General features: G+C 60.2%; 5 protein-coding genes and 1 pseudogene. 5 read left to right on the top strand and 1 reads right to left on the bottom strand.

The annotated features are described in order from the left end of the window. Positions 1-164, top strand: a pseudogene (locus EOA60_RS39240) (metal-dependent phosphohydrolase); the annotation flags it as partial. Between the two features lie 11 nt (positions 165-175). On the opposite strand, the gene EOA60_RS26160 reads toward EOA60_RS39240, so the two are convergent. Further along, a complete protein-coding gene (locus tag EOA60_RS26160; RefSeq protein WP_127335287.1) occupies positions 176-655 on the bottom strand; it encodes a hypothetical protein in 480 nt (159 codons plus the stop codon). Positions 656-783: 128 nt separating this feature from the next. On the opposite strand from EOA60_RS26160, the gene EOA60_RS26155 reads away from it, so the two are divergent. The 4 genes from EOA60_RS26155 to EOA60_RS38370 all read left to right on the top strand — a co-directional run. Further along, positions 784-1,029: a hypothetical protein gene (locus EOA60_RS26155; RefSeq protein WP_067325210.1), complete on the top strand. Its 246-nt coding sequence runs from the start codon at positions 784-786 to the stop codon at positions 1,027-1,029. 32 nt (positions 1,030-1,061) lie between these two features. Continuing rightward, complete coding sequence (locus EOA60_RS26150) at positions 1,062-2,120, top strand: PAS domain S-box protein (protein WP_245322353.1); 1,059 nt, start codon at positions 1,062-1,064, stop codon at positions 2,118-2,120. Positions 2,121-2,295: 175 nt separating this feature from the next. Then, positions 2,296-2,655 (top strand): SPW repeat protein, encoded by a 360-nt coding sequence (locus EOA60_RS26145; protein ID WP_066999436.1) that lies wholly within the window; start codon positions 2,296-2,298, stop codon positions 2,653-2,655. A 192-nt stretch (positions 2,656-2,847) separates the two neighbouring features. Further along, positions 2,848-3,059, top strand: a 212-nt coding sequence (locus EOA60_RS38370) for a hypothetical protein (RefSeq protein WP_206628243.1), incomplete at its 3' end; no start/stop codon positions are given.

Below are 3,059 nucleotides of genomic sequence, written 5' to 3'. Positions count from 1 at the left end.
AAAGCGAGCACGACTGTGTCTGCCGTGCGGCGTCCAACGAGCTTGCGCTGCCTGTCAAGCAGGCGGACCTCAAGGACAATCTCTGGCAGGCGCACCAAGCGGGCATCGACCCCGAGAAGTACGAGAACGGACTGCGCCTGCTCGACGAGTTGACCAGCGAGTGACTGGAATTGCTCTAGCCCTTGTCGCTCACCTGCAGCAGATCCGCCGACTCGGGTGAAAGGAGCGAGCGTTCTCGCAACGCCTTTTCCAGGTCGTTGCGGCTGTCAGCCGGGCAGGCGTCGGGCAGGTCGAGCGCCGTCAGCGCCTCTTCGTCGAATTCGATAGCCCCGCCATAGAGCTGAGCCACCTGCATCACCAGACTCTCGATATCCTCGCGGGCAATGTTCTCAGCGAGATTCATCAGCCTGATTTCTTCCGACAATTGGATAATATTGACGATGCCGTTTTCCCGCAAAGCCCGCTGGACCTTGTGGTGAGCGTCGTTGCGCAACCGGTCGGAAAATCCTCGTAACATCGGAAAAACCTCCTTTCGCGGCGGTTCATCCCTCTGCCGGCCATAATGCGCCGACGTCGCTCGGTTGGCAACTAAAAAATGGAAAAGCTGTAAAAAAATCAACAAGTTAGCATAGACCGGCAAATGCGGTGTAGCCATATCGTTAGCACCGCCAGCGTCCCCCGCCTTTGTTGTCTCGCATGACCTTGACGTCTTTTGAGCCGAATCCTACTTTTACTGGCAGTGAGTGACATACTCATTCGTGTCATGACCTGCGGGAGGCTAGGGTGGTTGAATTGGAGCGGCCGCAAAGGCTGCAGATCATGTTGACGGAAGAGGAACTGGCGGCAGTCGAGAACTGGCGCTTCGAGAAACGCATGCCGAGCCGCTCGGCCGCCGTGCGCGAGCTTCTGCGAAGGGGCCTCGCATCCGAAGGTTTCCTGACAGCCGAGACCGGCATGAAGTCGCAGGATTTCGGCGTGCTGGATCCAGCAAAGGGGAATGGCGAAAATCCTGACCCCTCCAAGGCTTAGCCGCTTGCTATGAGATTCGGCCGCGCTAACTAATGCCCATGGTGACATCCGGGGGCAGGGAATTTGAAGATGCCAGCGCCAATGCGCGTCTGGCCGCCATTGTCGATTCTTCCTTCGATGCCATCATCGGCAAGGATCTGAACAGCACCATCACCGACTGGAACCGCGCGGCAGAACGCATGTTCGGCTACAGCGCAGAGGAAGCCATCGGCCAATCGATGCTGCTCCTTATCCCCGAGCATATGCACGACGAGGAGACCGACATTATCAGCCGCATCCGCCGGGGCGAGGGCGTGGCAAATCTCGACACGATGCGAAAGCGCAAGGACGGCTCACTCGTTGCCGTTTCGGTAACGGTGTCGCCGATCAGGAGCCTTGCGGGCGAGATCGTCGGCGCCTCCACGATCGCGCGCGACATCACCGCCGCAAGGGAAAATGAGCGCCGCATCCGGCTCCTGATGCGCGAGGTCAACCACCGTGTGAAGAACCAGTTCGCGGTGATCCTGTCGATGGTCAGGGAAACCAACAAGCGTTCTGCCAGCCCCAGCGAGTTCGAGGAGATGATCCGGGCCCGGATCATGGCGCTGTCGCGCTCGCACGATCTGCTGGTTACCTCGGAGTGGGCAGGCGCCAGTCTCTTCGACCTGATCCAGGAACATCTGAAACCGTTTGGTCATGAGGAGCGCATCTCGCTTTCCGGCCCGCTTTTGACGCTGCAGTCGAATGCCGTGCAGAATCTCGGCATGGCCTTCCACGAGCTTGGCACCAACTCGTCGAAATATGGCGCGTTGGCAGGCGAGGGCGGGCATGTCGAGATCACCTGGACGGTCGAGACCGGCCCGAAGGCGCAGCGCCACTTTCAGCTTGTCTGGCAGGAGAGGTCGAATGGCCATGCCAATGGCGAGCCAGACGAGACGGCGCGCAAGGGTTTTGGCACCGTGGTGCTGCAGCGGGTGGCGCCGCAATCGCTCAGCGGCTCCTCCAGTCTCGAGCGCTCGTCCGGTGCGTTGAAATGGTCGCTGACGGCACCGCTCGAGGCCATTGTCATGCCACAGCTGGGCGCTGAGAGCGGAAGCGACTTTTACGGATGAGGGTCCGTTCCGGAAATCGAATGCATTTGCCGTAAGGGGCTTGTGCGGCGCGCAATACGGCTACCGCGGAAGGTTCCCTTGTCGCTCCGTAAAAATGTATTACATCATGTAACATAGCGTGCGCATTGCACGCGAATGCAGTTGCTTTGGTCTGGCTTCATCGATGGAGGTTGTCATGGCAAGCAAACTGATGGAAGAAAGGAAGAGCAAGGACTGGGTTATCCTGGTCCTCGCGATCTGCCTGTTCATCTCACCCTGGGTCATCGGATTCACCGCGGCAATGATGCCCGCGTGGAACGCCTGGATTGTTGGCGTCCTGCTCGGTGCGCTGGCGCTCGCGACGCTTTCGGTGTTCGCCGAATGGGAGGAATGGGTAAATCTCGTGCTCGGGCTCTGGCTGATCGTGTCGCCCTGGCTGCTGGGCTTCGCGGCGGACAGGAACGTAATGCTCACGCACGTCATCCTTGGCGTGCTCGTGGTCGCGGCATCGGCCTGGGCCGTCTGGGACGTCCGTCATCCCCACGCGCATGCGTGAGCGGTGATTAAGGGAGCCCGCCGCGCAAGCGGCGAGCTCCTTAGTAAGGCGATTCCAGGAAAAACGTGCAGCCGGTTTTCCGGCCGGAACTGCATGGTAGACCAATCGGGGCACGGGGCTGAGCAACGGTTGCGAACCTCACGCAATTGCTGCAACCGGAAACCTTTTCGTGCATTCTTGGGAATGGCACCGATGCTCCATCCCGATCAGCCTGCCAAATGCTGTTCCTATTGCGGCGGCCGCGATCACGAGTTCGAGGCGTGCCCGAAGCGCAAGGCCGACGCCGAGAAGGAAAAGCCGCTGCGGCAGCCCGAGCCGGCCGGCCTGCTTCAGGCTGACCTGAGCACCGCCAACCTGCCAGGGCAATCTAGCGAGCGTGGCGCTTTAGTTTCGCGGCCTTGCGC

It is taken from the genome of Mesorhizobium sp. M1A.F.Ca.IN.020.06.1.1, assembly GCF_004023265.1.
GTDB lineage: Bacteria > Pseudomonadota > Alphaproteobacteria > Rhizobiales > Rhizobiaceae > Mesorhizobium.
This window is presented reverse-complemented; position numbering and strand designations above follow the sequence as displayed.